At 42.2% G+C, this 21,311-nt stretch carries 19 protein-coding genes; 15 read left to right on the forward strand and 4 right to left on the reverse strand.

Annotated elements, in window-relative coordinates:
* Positions 1–80: 80 nt before the first annotated feature.
* From Q1B03_RS17700 to Q1B03_RS17720, 5 genes are all read left to right on the forward strand, one after another.
* On the forward strand, positions 81–1,553 hold the full coding sequence (locus Q1B03_RS17700; RefSeq protein ID WP_299744475.1) for an aldehyde dehydrogenase family protein: 1,473 nt from the start codon (positions 81–83) through the stop codon (positions 1,551–1,553).
* A 23-nt stretch (positions 1,554–1,576) separates the two neighbouring features.
* Positions 1,577–2,050 carry a heme-binding protein gene (locus tag Q1B03_RS17705; RefSeq protein WP_299744478.1) on the forward strand — a complete coding sequence of 158 codons (474 nt, stop codon included), beginning with the start codon at positions 1,577–1,579 and terminating at the stop codon, positions 2,048–2,050.
* 50 nt (positions 2,051–2,100) lie between these two features.
* Positions 2,101–2,697: a chromate transporter gene (locus Q1B03_RS17710; RefSeq protein WP_299744481.1), complete on the forward strand. Its 597-nt coding sequence runs from the start codon at positions 2,101–2,103 to the stop codon at positions 2,695–2,697.
* A complete protein-coding gene (locus Q1B03_RS17715; protein ID WP_044339902.1) occupies positions 2,694–3,227 on the forward strand; it encodes a chromate transporter in 534 nt (177 codons plus the stop codon). The genes Q1B03_RS17710 and Q1B03_RS17715 overlap by 4 nt, the downstream gene beginning before the upstream one ends.
* A gap of 422 nt (positions 3,228–3,649) precedes the next feature.
* Positions 3,650–4,327, forward strand: a complete 678-nt coding sequence (locus tag Q1B03_RS17720; protein WP_044339901.1) for a GntR family transcriptional regulator — start codon at positions 3,650–3,652, stop codon at positions 4,325–4,327.
* Positions 4,328–4,379: 52 nt separating this feature from the next.
* Here Q1B03_RS17720 and Q1B03_RS17725 read toward each other — a convergent pair whose 3' ends face one another.
* Positions 4,380–5,186, reverse strand: a complete 807-nt coding sequence (locus Q1B03_RS17725; RefSeq protein ID WP_299744488.1) for an aspartate dehydrogenase — start codon at positions 5,184–5,186, stop codon at positions 4,380–4,382.
* A 174-nt stretch (positions 5,187–5,360) separates the two neighbouring features.
* On the opposite strand from Q1B03_RS17725, the gene Q1B03_RS17730 reads away from it, so the two are divergent.
* The 4 genes from Q1B03_RS17730 to Q1B03_RS17745 all read left to right on the forward strand — a co-directional run bounded on the left by Q1B03_RS17730 (position 5,361) and on the right by Q1B03_RS17745 (position 7,748).
* Positions 5,361–5,708 carry a 2Fe-2S iron-sulfur cluster-binding protein gene (locus tag Q1B03_RS17730; protein ID WP_044339899.1) on the forward strand — a complete coding sequence of 116 codons (348 nt, stop codon included), beginning with the start codon at positions 5,361–5,363 and terminating at the stop codon, positions 5,706–5,708.
* A 263-nt stretch (positions 5,709–5,971) separates the two neighbouring features.
* Entirely contained in the window at positions 5,972–6,451 is a 480-nt protein-coding gene (locus tag Q1B03_RS17735) for a RidA family protein (RefSeq protein WP_299744493.1), read from the forward strand.
* A gap of 34 nt (positions 6,452–6,485) precedes the next feature.
* On the forward strand, positions 6,486–7,508 hold the full coding sequence (locus tag Q1B03_RS17740; protein ID WP_299744496.1) for an NAD(P)/FAD-dependent oxidoreductase: 1,023 nt from the start codon (positions 6,486–6,488) through the stop codon (positions 7,506–7,508).
* Positions 7,509–7,520: 12 nt separating this feature from the next.
* Entirely contained in the window at positions 7,521–7,748 is a 228-nt protein-coding gene (locus tag Q1B03_RS17745) for a ferredoxin (RefSeq protein WP_299744499.1), read from the forward strand.
* A 152-nt stretch (positions 7,749–7,900) separates the two neighbouring features.
* Here the strand turns inward: Q1B03_RS17745 and Q1B03_RS17750 are convergent, their stop codons facing one another.
* From Q1B03_RS17750 to Q1B03_RS17760, 3 genes are all read right to left on the reverse strand, one after another.
* Positions 7,901–10,003, reverse strand: a complete 2,103-nt coding sequence (locus tag Q1B03_RS17750) for a GDYXXLXY domain-containing protein (protein ID WP_299744502.1) — start codon at positions 10,001–10,003, stop codon at positions 7,901–7,903.
* 182 nt (positions 10,004–10,185) lie between these two features.
* The gene (locus Q1B03_RS17755; protein WP_299744505.1) at positions 10,186–10,452 is read right to left on the reverse strand and encodes a hypothetical protein; all 267 of its coding nucleotides are present in this window, start codon (positions 10,450–10,452) and stop codon (positions 10,186–10,188) included.
* A 114-nt stretch (positions 10,453–10,566) separates the two neighbouring features.
* Positions 10,567–10,890 carry a DUF2628 domain-containing protein gene (locus Q1B03_RS17760; protein WP_299744508.1) on the reverse strand — a complete coding sequence of 108 codons (324 nt, stop codon included), beginning with the start codon at positions 10,888–10,890 and terminating at the stop codon, positions 10,567–10,569.
* A gap of 433 nt (positions 10,891–11,323) precedes the next feature.
* On the opposite strand from Q1B03_RS17760, the gene Q1B03_RS17765 reads away from it, so the two are divergent.
* The 6 genes from Q1B03_RS17765 to Q1B03_RS17790 all read left to right on the forward strand — a co-directional run bounded on the left by Q1B03_RS17765 (position 11,324) and on the right by Q1B03_RS17790 (position 21,044).
* Positions 11,324–15,400 (forward strand): Ig-like domain-containing protein, encoded by a 4,077-nt coding sequence (locus Q1B03_RS17765; protein ID WP_299744511.1) that lies wholly within the window; start codon positions 11,324–11,326, stop codon positions 15,398–15,400.
* A 630-nt stretch (positions 15,401–16,030) separates the two neighbouring features.
* Positions 16,031–16,627 (forward strand): CalY family protein, encoded by a 597-nt coding sequence (locus Q1B03_RS17770; RefSeq protein WP_299744513.1) that lies wholly within the window; start codon positions 16,031–16,033, stop codon positions 16,625–16,627.
* A gap of 131 nt (positions 16,628–16,758) precedes the next feature.
* A complete protein-coding gene (tapA, locus tag Q1B03_RS17775; RefSeq protein WP_299744516.1) occupies positions 16,759–17,634 on the forward strand; it encodes an amyloid fiber anchoring/assembly protein TapA in 876 nt (291 codons plus the stop codon).
* Positions 17,635–17,657: 23 nt separating this feature from the next.
* Positions 17,658–18,230: a signal peptidase I SipW gene (gene sipW / locus Q1B03_RS17780; protein WP_299744519.1), complete on the forward strand. Its 573-nt coding sequence runs from the start codon at positions 17,658–17,660 to the stop codon at positions 18,228–18,230.
* 916 nt (positions 18,231–19,146) lie between these two features.
* A complete protein-coding gene (locus Q1B03_RS17785) occupies positions 19,147–20,070 on the forward strand; it encodes a DUF1672 family protein (protein ID WP_299744522.1) in 924 nt (307 codons plus the stop codon).
* Between the two features lie 107 nt (positions 20,071–20,177).
* On the forward strand, positions 20,178–21,044 hold the full coding sequence (locus Q1B03_RS17790) for a DUF1672 family protein (RefSeq protein WP_299744525.1): 867 nt from the start codon (positions 20,178–20,180) through the stop codon (positions 21,042–21,044).
* Positions 21,045–21,311 lie beyond the last annotated feature (267 nt).

Below are 21,311 nucleotides of genomic sequence, written 5' to 3' on the forward strand. Positions count from 1 at the left end.
TGTAAAAAATGCATAAGTGGCAGTTTCCTGGTATGGGAACTGCCATTTGTTCATCATATCCGAGAAATGAATAGGAAAGGATGTTTCGAGTGCTAGTAGCAAAAGCCGAATTATACAAAAACTACATTAATGGTCAATGGGAGGATTCCTCCAGTGAAAAAACGTTTGTCAGCCTTAACCCGGCCAATAAAGAAGAAGTGGTCGGTGTCTTCCAGGCGTCGACACAAGAGGACGTGAAAAGGGCCATTGAATCTGCGGATGCCGCTTTTCCTTCCTGGTCTGATACGGCGCCTTCCAAGAGGGCAGCGATCCTTAACAAGGCAGCTCAATATTTGATCGACCATGTAGATCAATTTGCAAAGGAATTGACTCAGGAAGAAGGGAAGCCGATCGGGGCTGCCCGTGGGGAAGTGCTGAGATCTGCTGAAACCCTGAAATATTATGCGGTCGAAGGTCAAAGCCAAAGCGGAGAGACCTTTCCCCAGGATGATCCCAACATGGATGTATCATCGAAGCTTGAGCCGCTTGGTGTCATCACCGTCATCACTCCTTGGAACTTTCCATTATCGATACCTGCCCGTAAAATAGCGCCTGCATTGATCACAGGAAATACGGTTGTATTCAAGCCATCCTCTGAAACGCCATTGGTTGCTTATCGATTAGTGGAAGCTTTGGTACACGCCGGACTTCCGGATGGGGTACTTAATTTTGTAACGGGGAACTCCCGTGAAATAGGTGACAGCCTGGTCGACCATCCAGCAGTGAAGGCTGTGACGTTTACAGGATCTACTGGCGCCGGGGAACGCATTCATCGTAATGTTTCCTTCGATACGAGAACACAGATGGAGCTTGGCGGGAAGAATCCATTGATTGTGATGGAAGATGCCGATATCGAGCTTGCAGCTAAATTGACAGTGAATGGCGGCTACAATCTAAGTGGTCAGGCCTGTACGGGAACCAGTCGTGTCATCGTGATGAAAGAGGTCAAAGAGAAATTCCTCAGTGCTTTGGTGGAAAAAACAAAGAACCTAAAGATCGGTAACGGATTTGAAGAAGGGATCACGGTTTGTCCGTTGGCGAGTGAGAAGCAATTGACGAATGTGTTGAAATACATTGAAATCGGTAAAGAAGAGGGAGCCGACTTACTGTACGGGGGAGAGCATGTAACGGAAGGCGATTATGCAAAGGGCTATTACGTTCGTCCGGCGATCTTTACGGAGGTCGATCCTTCCATGAGGATTGCGAAAGAAGAAATCTTCGGTCCTGTCATCGCGGTGATCGAGGTTTCTGATTATGCTGAAGCGATCAAAGTGGCCAACGACGTTGAATACGGTCTGTCCGCATCGATTGTGACCAATAACTTAAAAACGGCCCAACAGTTCACGAAAGATATCAAAGCCGGCACCGTGAAAGTGAATCGGCCAACGACCGGTAACCTGATGAACGCTCCATTTGGCGGCATCAAGAGGTCAAGTACGTCCACCTTCCGTGAATCTGGAAGAGCAGGACTCGATTTCTTCACTCAAATCAAGACCGTATATATAGGATACTAAAATTCTCTGGGGGTAACGACGATATGAAAACTGTACTAAGACTCCAACTCGAAGAAGCAAAAGTAATCATAGAAGAGGCAAAAAGAAAATCAGAAGAAATCAATGTACTTGAAACCATCGCAGTTGTCGATGACGGAGGACATGTGATTGCCCTTGAACGTATGAACGGCGCCCGGATCACCGGTCCCGACATCGCGATTGCCAAAGCGTTTACGGCAGCGGGGCATAAGCGTTCCACTCATTTATTTAACAAGGAACCGAACGGGCCTGTATTGCCGGGGAATGAAGCATTTGGTATCCAGCAGATGCTCCCAGGGAAGTTTGCGGTATTTGTCGGAGGATTTCCGATCGTAGTGGATGGTGAAGTCATCGGCGGCATCGGGGTCAGCGGCGGTAACGGTGAACAGGATACGGCTGTCGGAACAGCTGCGCTGAAAGCATTGCAGTCCCACTTAAAGGATCATGACGTCGTAACAGATGCAGATATTAAGAAATAAGTCATTGCAGCCGAGGTCCTGACGATAAAATAATGAAAGAAGGAGTAGGCATGAAATCTTATTTGGACCTTACGGTTGGTTTTGCCAGAACGGGAGTGACCGGATATGGGGGAGGACCCTCCACCATACCATTGATCGAATATGAAGCAGTGAAGAAATACGAATGGATGACAGAGGATGAGTTCGGCCAGACCCTGGCACTTGCCAACACGCTGCCGGGTCCGATCGCTACGAAGATGGCTGCGTATATCGGATACAAAGTGAATGGTAACCTGGGAGCGGCAGTAGCGATCCTGGCCCATATCCTTCCTTCTTTGTTTGGAATGTTATTCATGCTCGGCCTCCTTTACAAGTACCGGACGTCCCCGATTGTAGGGGGAATGGTGCAGGGAGTGACGCCGATCATCGGGATCATGCTGCTTGAGATGGCGTACAAGTTCGCAGACAAGGCACGTAAAGGTCTCGGGCTGCCCATCGCATTTGGGCTGGGTGGCGTTTCCCTTGTACTGATCCAGTTCCTGAATCTACATCCGGGAATCATGATCGGGGCTTGCCTACTTGGAGCCTTTATCGTGGCCGCATATAAGAACCGGAGGAAAGAAGTGTCTGAAGACATGTATGAGCCAAGAAAGGAAAAGAGCGTATGATCTATTGGGATATTTTCTGGGCGTTTTTCATCTCGAATCTCCTTGGGTATGGCGGCGGGCCATCAACGATTCCATTGATTCAGAACGAAGTGGTCAACCGCTATGAATGGATGACCCTGGGCGAGTTCGGGGATCTGTTCGCGATTGCAAACGTCCTGCCCGGGCCGATCGCAACCAAGATGGCAGGGTTCATCGGCTATGAAATGGGAGGCGTATTAGGGATGGTGATTGCCCTTGCAGCAACCATTCTTCCATCAGCGATCGCCGTCATCATCCTTTTCAAATTCGTGAACCTTTTCAAGGATTCCCCGCAGGTAAAGCTGATGACACTATCCGTACAGCCTGTCATTGCCATTTTACTCGGGGTACTGGCTTATCAATTCTTCCTCTCTGCCTTTGAAAAAAGCGGAGTATTGCATCTCGTGATCCTGACTGCTGCAGGGTTTCTAGTCATGAAAAAGCTGAAGATCCATCCGGCACTTGTGATCGTGTGTGCACTATTTTATGGAGGAATCTTTTTATCGAATTAATGGAAGGGCGATCAAGTTCAGCTTGATCGTTTTTGCATTTGTAGAAAGTGATTTTTACATTTTTTGATGTGGCTGGTTGGGGATGGTGCTTGTAAACGATTATGATTATTGTCGTTCACATTTTGGCACGAGTTTAGTGGAAAGAGGCACAACAACAACTAAAATGGTCTACATTTCATAGGATAATCAGCAGGAAGTGAAGGTTTTTAAGGAAAATGTGCAAACTTGGCAGGGAAAATTCAAGAAAAGAAGTTTGAGATGGATAAAAGCTAAAATTTTCTTCTCTATGGATCTTAGTTTTACGTTACAAACGTCCACCCCGTCTTAAGTAACCCAAAAAGTATCTTAATAATATAAAAATGACAGAGTCTTTGATAAAATAGATAAACAAGTGATTTTATATCGGAGAAGGGGATAATGAAATGAAGTGGGAAGAAGAGGAATTACTTTCAATCCGTGAGCGTGCATATATTTATTTAAAAGATTTGATTCTGGGCGGAGAATACAAGCCAGGTGACCGCCTGATCGAGAGGGAAGTGGCAAGTAAACTGAATATCAGCCGGACCCCGATTCGTGAAGCACTGTTCCGGCTTGAATCTCAAGGCTTCGTCAAGACAGTCCCTAGAAAAGGCGTCATTGTTTCCAATATCTCTGAAGAGGAAGTCATCGAAGTGTTTACGATTCTTTCTTCACTCGAGGTCTTGGCTGCAAAGCTTGCCGCGCAGAAAATGGATGATGACATACAACAAGAGTTCAATGAGAAGATCGAAAAGCTGGAAGCGTTGGAAAAAGGTGAGGGAGAAGGGATCGATACGGAACATATCGAGATGAACCTCCTCCTCTATAAAGCCGCCAAAAGCCCGAAGCTTTTCCAAATCCTTTCCGGGTTGACCGATTATATTCAGATGTCTGCCAGTATGGGATACGAAACCCCGGGACGCAGGAAGGAATCCTTAAAGGAGCATATCCAAATCATGAAAGCGGTAAGGGATAAAGAAGCGGATATGGCCGAATTCTTAACGAAGATCCACATCGAAAATTCCAAAAAAGCTTATATCCATTTCATCGAAAAGCAAAAAGAAAAAGTAAAGAAAAAATAAAGAGGGACTGTGTCTGAATGATGAGACACAGTCTTTTTTTGTGGAAGTGGACTCAAATCCCAATGACAACAGGGGAAGTAAGGTTATTCAAGGCTTTGCAAATGCTCATGGCTACAATGTAGCCCGATTTAGGATTGTCTGCCGACGGGGTATTCTGGATGGTCAGTTCCACCTCGCCGAAGTATCCCTTTGCTACGATCTGATGGGTATTATTCTTCACTCCCGGGTCTACCAGTACCTGTACCTTCGTTTGATCAAACCCGACCCCGGCAATGCTGAGGGCAGCAGAAACATTCGTACTCTGCGGAAAGAGTTTAGCAGATTCACGGGCCGTACCTTCATAGATTGTAAACTCTTCTTCTATAGTATCTAAATCTACTTTTTCTTCAGCGACGGTCCCCCTCCATGCCGCAGGGGGCTTTCGGGTAATGAGTTTCACTTCCTCCAGCTCGTTGATGGAGGACGCAGCGATGCGGTCCAACCCCCCTATGGCAGCGGAAGGAAGAATCAATTTACGGCCATACTTCCTTGCTGCTTCGACGACTTCCTCATATAGCTCCACATCAGAGAACGCTCCTACAGATACCGTTATAAAGTGACTGCCCGTTGATAGGGATTTCACTGCATATTGATAGACAGCATCATGGCCCGCACATTCGATGATTACGTCCAGTCCGGAAGAGAAGAAGGTTTCCTCGCTGTCCATCACCATGAAACTCTCAGTCTTTAATTCTTCATATTGCTCTGAGTTCCTTACGAGAATCGCGTGCACCTCTGTCCCCTCTACCTTATCTTCCTTTATATAGGAGACAACATCTTTCCCGATCGCGCCGTACCCGATTAATCCTACTTTTAACATGATGGAATCCTTCCTTTCGTTTTGATGGAATTTTGTATACCAAGAAGTATAGCAGTAGAGCATTCGTTATTCAAATTAAAATTCAGAAAAGTGAGAAATGACTAAAAATATATTGTCAGAATATTTCGTTTGTGGTATATTGTATACCAAGAAGGATCAAGGGAGGAATACTCGATGCCTAAAATCAATTATTCTACAAGTGGAAAAGTTCTGGATGTACCTGAAAACTCAAATATATTACGAATGTCCTTACGATACGATGGCGATCTTCCTAACAAATGCGGTGGGGGGATTTGCGGAAGCTGCCTTTGCAAGATCGAAGAGGGAGCTGAGAACCTGGACAACGTGAAGGTTCAGGAACGGAGAAAGCTCGGCGAAGAATGGCTTGAAAAAGGATATCGCTTAGGGTGCCAAACATTTGTCACGGATGGGGATGTCACGATTTCCTGGGATGAAGAAACAACAAAGGTTGTGAAGAAAAGAAAACCGGATAAAATCCAAAAACAAGTAGTCAATAAATAAGACGAAACACATTAAATGAAAGAGGTGTAGCAAATGTGGACGTGTAAAAAACATGTGACGAAGGCAATTGAAATATTGGATGTCCCTCATATCCGCAAGGCTCCGGAGGGTGTGAAATGTTCTTTTTGCGATAAACAGGCAAACCTCAATGTGTTCTATTCCCATCAACCAAGTACATTCAAAAATAGAAGGGAAACGCTTTTGCAAACATCATAATCTGCTGCTTCTTGATTTAATGGCACTCGCCAGGAAGGAAGATCGATGTGGAGAAACAATTGATAAAGGTTGAAGACAGGCTTGAAGAAATGGGACTGATCCTGCCCGAAAAGCCTAAACCGTCGGGGCATTACTTAGGGTCGGTACGAGCGGATCCATTTTTATTCGTCAGCGGGGTGACCTGTAAGTGGAATGGAGATCTCCCCTACAAAGGAAGGGTTGGAGTGGATGTATCGATAGAGGAAGGATATGAGGCCGCGCGGTTGACGACACTTAATCAGCTCGCAATCGTGAAGGATGTATTGGGATGCTTCAGCCTTATCGAACGTGTCGTGAAAGTCACAGGATATGTCAGTTGTGAAGCAGGTTTTCCAGATGTTCCGAAGGTGATCAATGGTTCATCCGATCTGCTGGTTGAATTGTTCGGGGAAAATGGGAAGCATGCCAGATGTGCAGTGGGAGTCAGTTCCCTGCCAGGCAATGCAGCGGTAGAGACGGACTTGCTTCTTTTGTTAAAGAAGTTATAGGTCAAACAACATTGAAGAAAAGGGGTTTGAGTGTATGGAAAAAGGTCCAGTTTTTGATGTCACAATCATCGGGGGAGGACCGACAGGATTATTTACGGCTTTTTACGCAGGGATGCGTCAGATGAGCGTGAAGATCATAGAAAGTATGCCTCAATTAGGAGGCCAGCTGTCGGCTCTGTACCCGGAAAAATATATTTATGATGTAGCGGGGTTCCCTAAAGTGCTTGCGAAGGATTTAGTTGACGGCTTAAAGGAGCAAGCCTTTCAGTTCAATCCTTCTGTAAGTCTGGGTCAGACTGTGGAAAAAGTGGAAAGGCTTCCTGATGGGTCTTTTTTATTAACGGCGAATAATGGGGAAGTCCACCAGACCAAAACCATCATCGTCACAGCAGGTGCGGGGGCATTCAAGCCACGCCCGCTGGGAATCGAAGGGTTAGACGAGGAATATCAGAACCTTCATTATTTCGTTAATGATCTACAACGCTTCAAAGACAGGAAAGTGATGGTCTGCGGAGGCGGGGATTCAGCGGTCGATTGGGCGAATATGCTTGAGCCGATTGCCAGCGAGGTAACACTCGTTCATAGACGGGATAAGTTCAGAGCCCATGAACACAGCGTTCAGCAGCTAATGAATTCAAGTGTCAGAATCATGACCCCCTACAATGTAGCTGAAATGAATACAGAGAGCTCCACGATTCGCAGCGTCATCCTTCACCACGCGAAGGAGGAGCGGACTGAAATTGTTGATGTGGATGATGTTCTTGTCAATTACGGTTTCATTTCTTCACTTGGTCCCATAAAAGACTGGGAGCTTCAAATCGAGAAGAATTCAATTGTCGTCGATTATAAAATGGAGACGGATATAAAAGGGATCTTTGCCGTCGGCGATATCGCCACCTATCAAGGGAAAATCAAACTGATCGCCACCGGGTTCGGCGAGGCACCTGTAGCCGTAAGCCATGCCAAACAATATGTCGATCCCAGTGCACGCGTGCAGCCATTACATAGTACAAGCGTGATGGGGCAAACGGATAAGAAAGAAACCATCAAAGCGTAAAGGAGATTGAATATGGGTAAATACACGATCATAGACCAGGAAACCTGTATTGCCTGCGGATCATGCGGAGTATCCTCCCCTGAAGTATACGACTACGACGAAGAAGGACTGGCATTTGTCTTGTTGGATGATAACAAAGGGACAACACCCATTCCAGAAGAATTCATGGAAGACGTGGAAGAAGCATATGAAGACTGTCCGACGGAATCTATTAAACTATCGGATACGCCGTTTGGGTGATGGTGGGACGGGGGGACAGGCACCTTGTCCCTCGGTCCCCGCAACCGAGCTTAATGAAATAAAGGTGGGCTAATAAGCAGCATTCTCCTTATTAGTCCACCTTTTTGATTCATGGAAGAGACAAGGGACAGGCCCCTTAGTCCCACCGCAGCCTAGTCCCTTAACCGCACCAAAATCCCATTCCCCTTATCACTTACCTTCACCACTGCAGCCTTCACTTTCCCTTCCACCTCAAGCCCGGTTCCTTCCGGGATGAAGAAGTGTTCGATTCCATACGTGATCTGGGCGTTGTTGTCCCATGAGCTTGTAACCTTTCCGTTGAGTAGGACATCGCCGGGTTTCTTTTCGTAAGGAGCATTCCATTTTTCGTTAAAGCTATAAACACCTGTATATTCATGGATGCCTTGTGCATTTTTGCGTAACACGATAGTGACGGGTCCGTTGTCATGAATGGAGGTGTCTTCAAGCTGAGAAATCGTGTAGTTCAATTCCATATAGTCACCCTGCAGGAGAGATCTCGGATCGACAGGTTGAAGCTCCAGTATGATCGTTTCTCCGTTTTGTAAAAGGGTTTCGTTGGAATAAACTTGGTACCCGATCCATCCAGCTTGAAGGAATATGATCAGAATGATTCCGAGTCTTTTACCGACAAGCATTGAGTATGATTGCTGATCTGATCCAACCTTCCTATCCAGGTAAACAGCCATCAGTAAGAAGAGGATTCCCAATGCGGCTAAGAGCAGGGATTTATGAATGAGCTTCCAGGCCAGGTCGTAATATAGCTGGACGATGAGCATGAACCAGAATACAAGGGAAGAAACCCAATAGAAGGTTCGATCCTGTTTTTTGAACAAATAGACGCAGCCTGTTGCGGTCAGAAAAAACAGAGCGGTATAGATAATGTGAAGCGTCAATGAAAGATCGATTGTAGTTAACGAGAAAAAGGTAAAGAATCCAATGAGAAACGCTCCATATTGTAGGATATATTTTTTATAAGTGGCAAGGTACACGGCAACATTCAAGAGCATCATCACGACAAGGAGGGGATGAGTGCCCAGGTCGAGCGTTTGTCCTAAGAAGATCGCTGTGTTCAATTGAAAGAGGAGATAGAATGCAAACCTCGCAGCGGACCGTTTCTCAACATAAAATACATAGGCCAGAACGAGAAACATCACAAACGTAAATTCATCAAACACACTTGCTGTCATCCCGATAAGGATACCGGTCATCATGAGTGAATACTTTACAGGAGACGGCCAGCTGGTCAACGTGCTTGGGATGACGAGAAATACCGTCGCGAATACAAATAGAGTAACCATTGAGACATCCACCATGAGCAATGAAAGCAGTCCGAAAACAGACGCCACGATGAAAACAGAGGCGATGGTCGTGACACTTGCAATGAAGATTGTCTTTGTCCAATGACGGGAAGAGGAATGCTTCCGTAAATAGTTCACAAGGAAAACACTTCCCGTTAGTAACAGAACGGCGGCAAATAAGAGACCGACAAAGAAAAGGCTGGATACATACCTTGCCATCAACTCGAACATTTTGATGATGATAAAGCCTGTTCCAAACATCGAAAGGATGATGAAGATGGATGTTTCTTTATGAAAGTACCTGTACACGCCAACGGCCAGGATGAAAATATAAAACAGGGTAAAGAAAACGGAGAACTCGTTAGCGAATGCAGTGACCATGAAAAGGAGGTTTGCTGAGATCAGGCTCAGATATAGAAGCGGCTTTGATGCAAGGTAGCCTCTTTTTATGATCAAAAATAAGAGAGTGTTCAGAATTCCGACTCCAAACGCGATCCATGTATGGGCGAGTGTCCAGTGCCCGAATGGAGACGCAGGGAAAAGATAAAAGTAAATAGTAAAATGGATGAGGATATGGGTTAATACGTAAAAACCGCTGTACCTTGTGTGCAAGCTGAATAGTATGGCTGGAATGGACCAAACAAGAAACAGCAAGTAACTGTCAGCATGGGAATTGTACAGCTGACCGAGTAAAGCAACGGACAAGCCAAAGGAAATTACCCCGCTGACCATCAGCCAGTTTGAAAGGAAATAGGCACCCTTCAAAACACGGTCCAACAGAAAAGCCGCCCCATAGAACAATACAATCAAAGACCCTGCCAAAGCCACTTTCTCAAGCCGTGAAAACACCTGCCAGTTAGAAGCGAAAAAATAAAGTGCACTTGCCAATAAAAACACAACCCCGAATAAATACGTCAGTGAAATCACTTTTTTCATATGGTTCACCCCTTTTTCAGTTGATTACTCTACTATATGAGAGAGAAAGATAATATAGGCATATGGGACGGGGAGGGAATAATAAGAAAACAGCTTCTTGGACAATTTACAATATTTAATGGAGTTGGCATATGTGTGGGGGAATAAGTGCTCTTAAAATGAATTACCATTTTATGTTATAGTTAGTTGCATAGTTTAGTTGTTTCTTCTTCTTTCTCTTCTGAATTAATTATTTTTACTTCTTTGACTATTTGTTTTGGGCGTTCCTCTAGTTGTGGTTTTTCTTGTACTTTATTTGTAGAAACTTCTTCGTAATTAGAACAAGCGCTCAATATAATTAATATAAGAAATGAGAGATAAATGATTCTTTGTTGTACGACATCTTCTCCTATAGTAATAAGATTTTGAAAAAAGACCTTCTGATTTCTTGCTAGGGGTAAGTGCTTCAATTGCAGATTCCTTAGCCTATTAAATCATTTTCAACTTTTTACAAAGCCGCGTAAATTTATTCAATTATATTTAAAATAAAAAAGCTGATTACAAAATAATCAGCTTTTAATCTTTTATACGGCTTTAGAAAGTGGTGAAATAATTCCTCTGGATTGGAGTTCTGTTTGGGTTTGTTCATCTGCAGGGCGGTAGCCTTTTTCAAGTAGATCTTTAATGAAAATCTTATTATATACAAAAGAAAATATTATTCCAGGAATCCAAGCTCCAAACCCAAAAGTAAACGCTCCAACTATTGCAGCAGTGATAAACATAATCGCTGCCCATTTTAAATCTCCTCTAATAAGTGCTGGGAAAAATCCAAAAAAGAATGTAGTCCAGCTGAATCCAATTTTAACCTCCTTTGTGACACCTGCTTCGTTTCGTAATTTTGCTTTCATAAATAAATCCCCCTTTTGTAATAGTTCTTTTAGATTATACAATAAAATTTTGTAAGTATTTCAAAATATTACAAGAAAAAATATTAATTTATTTATATTTTGGAAAATCTATTGGTATTGCTTAAAGAAAGCAAGAAACTGGTCAAAGTTCCATCTAATAAAAATTGGTTAAAACCATAATGACTTTCTAGCAGAACCAGCCTTTTCGTGGTCAGGTGTTAACACCTTTAACTATTATTGGTCCCGTTTTATGTATTAGAGGATGATTATGAAGTTATCATCACAATCACGTATTGCTAATTTTATAGGATAAAAGTATTATATATTCACGACCAAAAAATTCCTATTTTTATAAAAGGTTACAGTTGCGGTACTGTACTTTTTTCTTTGTGACATTGGGTTGACTATACACTATTTTAAAAGGGGATTATGTATGAAAAAAGTTTTGATTTTGATGGTGGTTTTAGGTTTATTTTGTATGCCTTTTTATTCTACTGAAGTAGCAAAGGCAAATGGAGATACTGCTGCTGCTTCAGGTGATAAATTAGCAGAACGAGTGATTGTGAAGTTGAAAAAGCCAGTGGAGAAAGCAGCTATTGAGGGGTATGAGGTGTTGGCAAATCAAGAAAATGATGCCGCTCCGATTGTGACAGTAGATGTCCCTGACGGGCAGGATGTGGAATCTTTTATAAAGGATTTAGAGAATGATAGTGATGTAGAGTATGCGGAACCTGATCACTTGATTAAATTGAACCACGTACCGAATGACTCTTATTACAGTCTTCAATGGCATCACCAAAACATCGAATCAGAGAGAACGTGGGATCGAACAAAGGGTTCTTCTGATGTAGTGGTAGCTGTAATTGATAATGGTGTGGATGTGGATCATCCGGAATTTGCGGGGCGGATTGTCGCTCCATATGATACCGTTTACAACACAACAACCATGACTAAAGGTGATCATGGTACCCATGTAGCAGGCATAATAGGAAGTTCCATGGATAACTGGATGGGATTGGCTGGTGTTGCACCAGAGACGAGCATTATGCCTATCGATGCTTTTTTTAATGAAGAATCTGCCTATTCTTCCGATGTCATCGAGGGTATTTATTATGCCGTGAATAACGGTGCTGACATCATTAATATGAGTTTAGGAAATTATTATTATAGCAATGTCTATAATGATGCGATTCAATATGCTTATGATAATGGAGTAGTTGTCATTGCAGCGGCAGGCAATGACAATACAAGTGCTTCACATTATCCTTCTTCTTATCCTAATGTCATCTCAGTCGCGTCGACTACTGAGTATGATACTAAATCGGGTTTTTCTAACTATGGATATGACATAGATATCGCGGCACCAGGGTCTTCCATCTTATCGACATTGCCGGATTCTGAATACGGATGGATGGACGGAACTTCCATGGCTTCTCCGGTAGTGGCAGGAGTGGCCGCACTTATTTTAGCCAATGAACCTGATTTGACAAATGATCAGGTAGCAGACCGATTGTATACTTCGGCTGATGACCTTGGAGCATCCGGGAAGGATTATTTCTACGGACATGGCAGGGTGAATGCGAGAAAAGCAGTCGGAGTGGCAAGGTATGTAGCTCCGGCTCAAGTTTCACAAGTATATGACTACTCTACATATGTAAGTGGAACCGTAGAAACAGATGATGACAGTTACATTGAAGTGAGCAATGGACAAGAAGTCATTGGGAACGGATATCCCTATTGGGGAAGTTTTGATATCGATATTCCAAAACAACCGGCAGGGACGACTCTATGGGTAACCGTGACAGACGGTGATACCACAAGTGAAGCAACGGCCATTACGGTAATGGACGGAACAAGCCCTGATGTTCCAACCGTGAACGAAGTAACCGACCGCCACACCTCCGTGATTGGGAAAGCGGAAGCAGGGGCAACGGTAGAGGTTAAAGCCGGATCGCAAATTATCGGATCTTCGACGAGTGATGGATCATTCACAGTCGGAATCGCTAAACAAAAAGCGGGAACGGAATTAAGCGTTTATGCCATCGACGGAGCTGGAAACCAAAGTGGATCAGCAGTGGTGACGGTAAAGGACAAAACAGCGCCAGTGAAACCAACCGTGAATCCAGTAGGAAACAACTCGACTACCATCACTGGAAAAGCAGAAGCGAACTCAACTGTGTATGCAAAAGTGGGTTCAACAGAGCTGGGTCGAGCAACGACTAACAGTAGTGGTGCTTATACCATTACAATCAGTAAACAAAAAGTAGGTACCGAAATAAGTGTATATGCAGCAGATGCTGCAGGAAATCAGAGTGAAACAGTAAAAGTTACTGTCGAAGACAAAACAGCACCAGCGAATCCGACTGTAAATCCAGTAGGAGATCAGTCCACTTCGATTACAGGAAAAACGGAAGCAAACGCAACTGTGTATGCAAAAGTCGGATCAACAGAGATTGGAAAGACATCTGCAAACGGCACAGGTGATTTTACTTTGGCGATCAGCAAGCAAAAAGCAGGCACGGAGATCAGTGTGTATGCAGTAGATGCAGCTGGTAACCAAGGTGAAGGAATAAAGGTGACCGTTGAAGACAAAACAGCTCCGGCGAAACCAATTGTGAACCCGATAGGAGACAACTTGACTGCTATCACTGGAAAAGCAGAAGCGAACTCTACTGTGGTTGCAAGAATTGGTTCAACAGAGTTGGGAAAAGCCACGACAAACAGTAATGATGTTTACAGTATTACAATCAGTAAACAAAAAGCAGGTACCGAAATAAGTGTGTATGCAGTAGATTATGCTGGGAATCAGAGTGAAACTGTGAAAGTTACAGTCGAAGACAAAACGTCACCAGCGAAGCCGACTGTTAACCCAGTAGGGGACCAGTCCACTTCGATTAAGGGAAAAGCGGAAGCAAATGCAACTGTGTATGCGAAAGTAGGATCAGCAGAGATTGGAAAGACATCTGCAAACAGCACCGGTGATTTTACTTTGGCGATCAGCAAGCAAAAAGCAGGCACGGAGATTAGTGTGTATGCAGTAGATGCTGGCGGTAACAAAGGTGAAGCGACAACTGTAAAGGTTGAAGATAAGACAGCTCCAGCAAAACCAACCGTAAATCCAGTAGGAGATAATTCGCTTTCTATCACTGGAAAAGCAGAAGCGAACACTAATGTGCTTGCTAAAGTTGGTTCAACTGAGCTTGGCAGAGCCACTGCGAACAGTAATGGTGATTTTACCATTACAATCAGTAAGCAAAAAGCGGGTACAGAAGTAAGTGTATATTCAGTGGATGCATCAGGAAATCACAGTGAAACAGTAAAAGTTACTGTCAAAGATAAAACGGCACCATCAAAGCCGACTGTAAATCCTGTAGGAGACCAGTCAACGTCGATTACAGGAAAAGCAGAAGCGAATTCCACAGTCTATGCGAGTATAGATTCAACGGAAATCGGGAAAACATCTGCGAATAATAATGGTGAATTCACGATTGCAATCAGTAAACAAAAAGCAGGCACCGAACTCAGTGTGCATGCAGAAGACCAAGCAGGTAACAAGAGTGCCATTGCTAAAGTACAAGTTGAGAAAGGAAAACCTCAACTGAAAACCCTGATCGGCACAACGAGGTATTCAACAGCTGGTGAAGTATCGAAGCAAGGGTGGGAAACATCCTCAACAGTATTTTTAGTTAACGGAGGTGCGATTGCAGATGGTTTAACCGCTACGCCATTAGCTTCTGCACACGACGCACCTATTCTACTGACAACAAAGGGGACGTTACCAGCAGAAACAGAAGCAGAATTAAAACGACTTGGCACGAAGGAAATTGTATTAATCGGTGGTAGCGGGGTTATCTCCGATGAGGTAAAAGGAGCTCTTGTGAAGCTGGGTTACAGTGTGTCTCGTATTGGAGGTAGCGATCGTTATGAAACCTCTTTACTCATTGCAAAACAGCTCGATAAATCAGTCGATGTGACGGAAGCGTATCTTGCTTATGGAAGAGGGGAACCGGATGCACTGTCGATTGCGGCCCAATCTGGAAAGGTGAAACAACCGATCATTCTTTCAGAGAAAAAGTCTGTTCCGAAAGCCACGTATGACTGGTTGAAATCAGAGGGTTTATCGAACGCTCACTTTATCGGGGGAGTGGCGGTACTTGATTCAGCCATCTTGAAAGAAATGAATAGCATCACAACGAAGAATGTGGAGGGCAACCGTATCAGCGGCCTTTCCCGACATGATACCAATGCGAAAGTGATAGAAAAATTCTACACAGAAAATCACTATCCAACCATTTTAATCGCCAAATCCGAAACAGCCAAACTGGTTGACGCTTTATCAGCGGGTCCGCTTGCGTCTAAACTTGGGGTTCCGGTTCTGCTCGTTTCACAAAAAGGACTGGAAAGATCTCAGATTGATACTATTGAAGGTAAGACTTCTTCAGAAGTTCATCAGATTGGTGGGGGGATTAATGAAGCAGTGGTTGGAGAGGTATTGAAGTATATGGATTGATGTGGAATAGTAAAGGAGCCAAAGGGGATAGGTCCCGTGGCTCCTTTTTTTTTCCTTATAAATGATTATTAAGGACACCTAATCATATCCGTCCTAAAAGCAGGATTCGTAAAAAATTTATTTTATAGTCGTACTTAAACTTAACTTGCCCTTAACCAAGTTAAGTTTAAGTACGACTATATATGAGAAAGCTGGGGGTTTCTAACAACAGAATGTTTCAGATAATGAATAAGGAACAGAGAAATGAAGTCTTAGCAAAGTTGAATACGTTAAAAGGTGTATCGGAAAAACAAATATCAAGGGTGACGTGAGTATCCAGGAAGGTGATTCAAAGAGGTTGATTATAGTGAGTATAGGAACCTGTCTCCTAGTCTCATTAGGCTCTCGTGTGAATCGTAAGTACACTATAAAGAACAAATTGTTCTCAATAATAAATAAAAAGATAAGATATGTAGAGATAAATAGAGAAAAACAACGATTTTTGTTCTTTTTAACGAATAAACGAACGGATTTGAAGTTTTTCAATCTATGACAATTGTCTTATACTTCAAGTGTAGGGTTCGTTAAAAAGAACAAAACAAACTTTTGAACGAACCAAATAATAGGATGAAAACGAGGAGGAATTTAGAAATGAGTATTAAGCAAAAATTAGGTTTAGGCGTAGCGTCGGCGGCACTAGGATTGGCATTGGTTGGGGGAGGTACATATGCGTACTTTAGTGACAGTGTAGAAACAAATTCTACATTTGCAGCAGGGACATTGGATATTAATGCAGCTCCAACTACAATTATTGATGTAAAAAATATTAAGCCAGGAGATTGGATGAATCGCTCATTCCAATTAAAGAATGATGGATCCCTTGATATTGCTAAAGTTTTATTGAAAACGGATTATACAGTTACTGATGCGAATGGTAACAATGCAGGAGAGGATTTTGGAAAACATATCCGCGTAAACTTCTTGCTCAATGCTGATAAGGGGGATGGAGTTATCTTCTATACCACTCTAGATCAACTTAAAAACATGACTCCAGATGCAATCGAAAATAATATCTTTATTCCTTGGTTAGAAGAAAGAGGGGGTAAATTAGCAGCTGGAACAACAGATACTCTTTATGTACAATATGAATTTGTTGAAAGCGGTGCAGATCAAAACAAATTCCAAGGCGATAAGTTACAACTTAAATGGACATTCGAAGGTAAGCAAGGCGCAGGTGTAGAACGTTAAGATAGAATAATGGAAAGGTGGGTCCCCACCCACCTTTCTTCTATTAATTATCAATTTAATTTTCTGAAGAAGCCAGGAAAATCTAGCTTCTGGCTTCTTCAAGAAATTAAACTATCACATATCCAAAGGATGTGATCTCCATAAGATACTCAAGAACAAGAAAACACAAAACCCAAACAAAGAAGTGGAGGCTTCTATGTCAGCTAATGGCCATCTGGTATGCCACTACCATTACGACTTCTTTTGTGGACGGCAGTACAGGTGCCTACTTTAACGATCAAGACCAAGTAACAGGTGTAATCACTGCAGGGTCTTGGAGTATTTGGGATAAGAGTTCATTGAAATTTCCTGCTAACCAAGATAGAACAGTTGAAGCATGTGCTCCGTTAGACATTTCTGCCCAAATAATAAATACAGGAAGTGAAATGCAAGGTACAACGGAATATGAAGTATTCTATGAACGTGGTGGAAAAAATCCTATGAAAGCCGGTGAAAAGATAAGGAGTGGGATGATTCAACCTATACCTGAAGGTGGAACTGACAAGATCATCTTTAACACAACTCAGCCAGGAGCATATAAATTCAAAGCCCTCCAACGCCCAGGGCACGGAAATAAAGAAGGTACCAGACATGAATTATGGAGTGAAACGATTACTATAAAGTGCGAACAAGCAAAACCAAATGCCCCTGATAAGGGCGGAGATGAAAGTATACCTGAGCCACCAGAGAAAATAGATAAAAAAGAAGAGCAGGAAGTAACCGAACCTGACACAGCTAATGATCAAAAGAAAGAGAACAATAAGGAAGAAGCTCCACCACGGGTAGAGGAAAAGCAAGAACCTGAACAACCTTCAGCCCCTGCTGAGCCAGAAACAGAACCAGAAGTGGAAGAACAACCCGAAGTTACAGGAGCAAGTGTCCAAAATTCAGAAGCGCCCCCATCCAAGGAAGAAGAACAGGTAGAACCATCTCCAGCTTCACCTGATAAAACTAGTAATCAAGAGTAAAAGAAAGGTAAGGTTGATAAAAAATGAAGCTAGCAAAAAGAATACTAAGTACGAGTATTACGGTCGTTCTGTATGCTGTATTGTTCATAATGATATTTGTTGTCGTTTCATCCAAGGCAGCCGGTGGGGAACCCCAATTCATGGGCTATCAAATAAAGACAGTATTATCAGGGTCGATGGAACCTGATATCCAAACGGGATCAATCATTGCGGTGAAGCCCGGGGGAGATATGACCCGTTTTAAAGAAGGCGATGTTATTACATTTAAAGAGAAAGAGAACATTCTCATCACTCACCGGGTTTTGGAAGTGATAAAGAGCGGAGAACATGTAATGTATAAAACAAAAGGGGACAATAACGACGCTCCGGACCTTGAACCTGTGCTATCTGAAAATGTAGTGGCAGAATACAATGGGTTCACGATTCCCTATATAGGATACTTCATGAATTTCATGAATTCGAAAAACGGTGCATTGATGTTCATCATCCCGGGAGTTTTACTCCTTTTATATTCAGGTTTTACGATCTGGAAAGCCATCTCGACCATCGATCTTTCAGCAAAAAAGGAAGATGCGATAGAGAAGAATGTATCTTAATTTGTTTTAAGAGAAGCGAGGGACGGACCTTTTGCTTCTCTTTTTTCATTTGTTTATAACAAGATTCACTTGAAAAAAGCTATCGTTCCGCAGTTAAAGCCACTCAAAATGAACCTCAGTCCAAAGGAATTATCTCTGTACTTAAGAAGCTCGTGTAAAGGCTGATTATGTAATGTAATCAGCTTTTTCCTGTTTTCTTGCCACTTGAAATATTGACCATGGTGAAGGAAGATGATCTGAAAGAACTTCTGATTCAATAGAGTTTCATCAATCCTTAATAGATTACGGGACCCTTTTCGGTAACACTTCACTATTCCTCTCATTCCCACGTTAGTGATATTCCTTATTTCTCTGCTATTTAAAACCTCTTTGGAACAATAACTTAAAATCCTCAAACTGTTAATATTTTACACTATCTTTTACAATAAAGAAGTACTACAAAAGTTATTCAGGGCGAGTTACATAGGTATTAACAAAACCGGAGCATGGATCATTTGTATTTCTTTTATTTTCTTGCTGCTCGGAGGTGGCATTTCTTCTCAGGAAGGGGTAGAGGAAGGTGGATATGTAAGCGTCCAGGACTATAATGGACAAGGATACACCCTCCCAAATAGAAAAGAAACCGACAAAATTGCAGAATCCAATCGTGGGGAAGTAGGAAAAGGTGCTGACGGATCGCGTGTTTACGGAAGAGGGACAAGTAGAGGACAGGATCAAGGGGGGATCATATCGTCTCATTTTTGAAAATGAATTTAATAAGCTGGATCGATTCCCCGGGGGACCTACAGGGTAGCGGTAAATGATAATGGAGTCCATAAAGAATCCTTTGAGGGGTTTAAAGATAATTCGATAGAAGAGGATGTTTTTCTGATGGATTAAGAATGTTTTAAGTTCAATAGTGGAGGTGTATACGTTCATGGTCACTAAAAATAAATGGTTTATATGCGGAATCGCCTTTCCATTGTTGCTAGGCGGATGTGCGAATGGGAATGGTGTGAATGAAAAAGAATATCCTAAAAAACAGGTGAAGAATCAATTTGTAAGTGTCCAGGAGTATATTGGAGAAGGATACACCCTGAAAAATGGGGAAGAAACAGACAAGATTGCCGAAGGCAAACGTGAAGAAGTAGAGAAAGCGGTAAAAGATTTTTTCTTGAAAGAATATAAGACAGAGGTACATGTCCATAATATTGTAGGCAATATAGACGGAGCTACAGTATTTGTGGAATCAACTAATCCTCTTCATTTTTACACGTATGCAGTTGTTCCAATCGATCAATCAAATAAAAAAATTCTGTCAGACGATGTGTTTTCTCAAGAAGGACAGGTGGAGGGTGCCATAACAGAAGGTTTATACAGAAAAATATTTAAAGACGAGTTTGATCGTTTGGAGGAGTATTTAGAGAAAATTGTAAAGGAAGAACCCGTTACTGGAAGAACGATTGAATCCCTTCAGAATGTTGGTGGATCAGGATATATGACACCTTATTACTTTTTATCTTCCTCCGTTTCAAATGATGAAGCAATTAAACCAGTTTATGAGCTATATATGGAAGATCCCCGGGTTAGTAGAGAAAAATTAAGGGCTGCTTACAATGAACAAGCGTTTATTCCTACTTATTTTGAGGTAGTCATTAATTTATTTATGAAAGATAAAGAAACTGACCCTGATGAGAAGGTATTTAATAGAGTTGTAAACGATATTGAAAGTATGGATGATATACCAAAAGGAACATACAGTATTTTCGTCAATGACAATACAGTCCTCAAACAGTCGTTTGAAGGGGTGAAAGAAAATTCCCTCGAAAAGACGACTCCGGATGAGATTTTTAAGGAGTAGGTACTCATACATAGAGGTTATGAAGAGAGAGGGATAAGACAAATATGAATGCTAAACATAAATGGGTTATATGCGGAATCGGACTTTTATTATTCCTTGGTGGATGTATGTATCAGGATAATGAAAAAAACAATGTTGATTCAAAAGAGGCTAACGGAGTATATAAAGATACTTTTGTGAGAGTGCAAGATTACAAAGGTGATGGATATGTCCTCAGAAATGGAGAAGAAGCAGATGAGATTGCAGAGGGAAAAAGTGATGAAGTAAAAAAAGCAGCTAAGGATTTCTTTATGGAAAAGTATAAAACAGATGTCAAAGTCCATAACATAGTCGGAAATGTGGATGGTGCGACAGTATTTGTTGAGTCGAAAGGACCCGTGCACTTTTTTACAACCGCTATAGTGCCAATCGATTTGAGTCGCAAAAGGGTATTAGAGGATGACGTTACGTCTTTGGACGGTGAAAGCGAGAGCGCCATTCAAGGAGGTCTATATCACCTTATATTTGAAGATGAATTTAATAACCTGGACCAGTATCTAAGTAAGATAGTGTCCGAAAATGAAGTGGTTGGGAAAAGGAAAGAATCACTGGAAAATGTCGGAGGGGCAGGTTATATGACCCCCTATTATTATCTATCCACTCCACCGGACGATAAAGCCATCCAACCTGTGTATGAGGCATATCTGAAAAATCCTGGCATACCCATCAGTGAACTTAAATCGCTATTTTCGAAAGCTGATTTCGTAGCAGAAGATTATAATATTACCATTCAGTTATATATGGAGAGTGAAAATGTAGAACCTAATAAAGAAATATTTAATAAAGTTCAGCAGGATATTAGGTCTATGAGCTTGATACCTAAAGGAAATTACAGTGTAATCATTAATGATAATTTAATTAACGAAAAAGTAGACGATGGGATTAAAGATAATTCTTTGCAATTAACGTTTCCGGATTCCATTGTAAAGAAGTAATGTTAAAGTGGTGAGCTGTGTGACCCACTATGATTATCTAGCTACTCCCGACCTGGTGATAAGCTTAAATTTCAGGAGATTTATTTTCAGAACTTATAGGTTATCATTTGAATAATTGGGGTAATTATACAAATATATGAGTCTGAAGACATAAGTTGAATATGTGAAATGAATAGGATGAAAGAAACGTAACGAAGAAGTCTGCTCCCCTACTTTTTTCCTGTTTTACTGGATTGCTCTAAGTATTACCCGATTGAACTGTTAATA

It is taken from the genome of uncultured Rossellomorea sp. (genome assembly GCF_947488365.1).
Classification (GTDB): domain Bacteria; phylum Bacillota; class Bacilli; order Bacillales; family Bacillaceae_B; genus Rossellomorea.

Coding starts and splice junctions, on each gene's coding strand:
- Q1B03_RS17760 (WP_299744508.1), bottom strand. CDS start 10,890: ATGAAAGCAAAATTACGAAACGAAGCAGGTGTCACAAAGGAGGTTAAA.
- Q1B03_RS17705 (WP_299744478.1), top strand. CDS start 1,577: ATGAAAACTGTACTAAGACTCCAACTCGAAGAAGCAAAAGTAATCATA.
- Q1B03_RS17765 (WP_299744511.1), top strand. CDS start 11,324: ATGAAAAAAGTTTTGATTTTGATGGTGGTTTTAGGTTTATTTTGTATG.
- Q1B03_RS17790 (WP_299744525.1), top strand. CDS start 20,178: ATGTATCAGGATAATGAAAAAAACAATGTTGATTCAAAAGAGGCTAAC.
- Q1B03_RS17720 (WP_044339901.1), top strand. CDS start 3,650: ATGAAGTGGGAAGAAGAGGAATTACTTTCAATCCGTGAGCGTGCATAT.
- Q1B03_RS17770 (WP_299744513.1), top strand. CDS start 16,031: ATGAGTATTAAGCAAAAATTAGGTTTAGGCGTAGCGTCGGCGGCACTA.
- Q1B03_RS17745 (WP_299744499.1), top strand. CDS start 7,521: ATGGGTAAATACACGATCATAGACCAGGAAACCTGTATTGCCTGCGGA.
- Q1B03_RS17725 (WP_299744488.1), bottom strand. CDS start 5,186: ATGTTAAAAGTAGGATTAATCGGGTACGGCGCGATCGGGAAAGATGTT.
- Q1B03_RS17710 (WP_299744481.1), top strand. CDS start 2,101: ATGAAATCTTATTTGGACCTTACGGTTGGTTTTGCCAGAACGGGAGTG.
- Q1B03_RS17700 (WP_299744475.1), top strand. CDS start 81: ATGTTTCGAGTGCTAGTAGCAAAAGCCGAATTATACAAAAACTACATT.
- Q1B03_RS17750 (WP_299744502.1), bottom strand. CDS start 10,003: ATGAAAAAAGTGATTTCACTGACGTATTTATTCGGGGTTGTGTTTTTA.
- sipW (WP_299744519.1), top strand. CDS start 17,658: ATGAAGCTAGCAAAAAGAATACTAAGTACGAGTATTACGGTCGTTCTG.
- Q1B03_RS17785 (WP_299744522.1), top strand. CDS start 19,147: ATGGTCACTAAAAATAAATGGTTTATATGCGGAATCGCCTTTCCATTG.
- Q1B03_RS17740 (WP_299744496.1), top strand. CDS start 6,486: ATGGAAAAAGGTCCAGTTTTTGATGTCACAATCATCGGGGGAGGACCG.
- Q1B03_RS17730 (WP_044339899.1), top strand. CDS start 5,361: ATGCCTAAAATCAATTATTCTACAAGTGGAAAAGTTCTGGATGTACCT.
- Q1B03_RS17715 (WP_044339902.1), top strand. CDS start 2,694: ATGATCTATTGGGATATTTTCTGGGCGTTTTTCATCTCGAATCTCCTT.